We start from the raw sequence: 1238 nt of genomic DNA on the forward strand, positions 1-1238 counted from the left end.
GGTTCTGGTGCAAAAACTTCAGGGAAATTGCAAATAATCTCTAAATCTTGGACATACTGATACTATTACTCTAAAAAAGGTGTGTGATCGGTATGAAAAAGGAAAATTTGTTCAAATGGAAGCACTATCAACCTGATATTATCTTATTAACGGTAAGATGGTACCTACGGTACAACCTAAGTTTTCGTGATTTGGTGGAAATGATGGAGGAACGAGGTTTGTCTATTGCTCACACCACCATTATGCGTTGGGTGCATCAATATGGACCTGAATTAGATGAAAGAGTACGACGTCATCTTAAGACAACAAATGATTCCTGGAGAGTCGATGAAACGTATGTGAAAGTAAAAGGTCAATGGATGTATTTATATCGCGCAGTCGATTCAGAAGGAAATACCATTGATTTTTATCTCAGTGAATCAAGAGATAAACAAGCAGCCAAGCGCTTTTTCAAGAAAGCCTTGGCTGCTTCTCATATTTGTAAACCTCGCGTTATAACAGTAGACAAGAACCCAGCCTATCCTGTAGCAATTCAAGAATTAAAAGAAGAGAAACGTATGCCTGAAGGCATACAAATAAGACAAGTTAAATATCTCAATAATATAGTGGAACAGGATCACCGTTTCATTAAGAAACGTGTGCGTTCTATGTTAGGATTCAAGTCATATGAAACAGCCACTTCTATATTGAGTGGCGTTGAAACCATGCATATGATGAAAAAAGGACAACTTCACCTGTGGGTGAAGTCTACCCAAAACGAAGTTAGGTTCATACATAAATTGTTTGGAATTGCATCATAATCTGCCATTGAACAGACTATGTAGGTTTCTATGTCTTTATCAAATGATTTTTGCACCAGAACCACTTCTATTGTCATAAAGTAAACAGTATAGTTATTTGGGGTCCTTTGACACTTTCATTTGATACGGTGCTGAATGTGTACTAATGTTTGCTGCGTGATTAGGTTACATTGCTATACTGATTACAAATTCAAAAAGACCTTTGAGTTCTACCTATTGTTTTGTGAGTGGCCCCAAAAAGAAGGAATCGTTGCCGTGCCCCTATATAGGAAACTACAAGATAAATCATAATAAAAATACCCGCCCGAATTGGAAAATTTTTCAGATGTGGCGGGGTATTCTTTGAATCGTTGCCGTACCCCTTATCTTTTATGGTCTGCTTTTGCTACATATTTATCTTGGACAATTTACAGCATGAATTGATAAATTACAAAAACT

General features: G+C 36.8%; 1 protein-coding gene and 1 pseudogene. Both read left to right on the forward strand.

From position 1 onward, the window contains the following. Positions 1-92: 92 nt before the first annotated feature. Positions 93-800, forward strand: coding sequence for an IS6 family transposase (locus tag BPMYX0001_RS25520; protein WP_033799379.1), 708 nt, complete (start codon positions 93-95; stop codon positions 798-800). A gap of 315 nt (positions 801-1115) precedes the next feature. Next, positions 1116-1223, forward strand: a pseudogene (locus BPMYX0001_RS35045) (hypothetical protein); the annotation flags it as partial. Positions 1224-1238: the final 15 nt, after the last annotated feature.

It is taken from the genome of Bacillus pseudomycoides DSM 12442 (genome assembly GCF_000161455.1).
GTDB classification, from domain to species: Bacteria; Bacillota; Bacilli; order Bacillales; family Bacillaceae_G; genus Bacillus_A; species Bacillus_A pseudomycoides.

What these genes read in the sequence shown, in the direction of transcription:
- BPMYX0001_RS25520 (WP_033799379.1), top strand. Translation starts at nt 93, where the DNA reads ATGAAAAAGGAAAATTTGTTCAAATGGAAGCACTATCAACCTGATATT.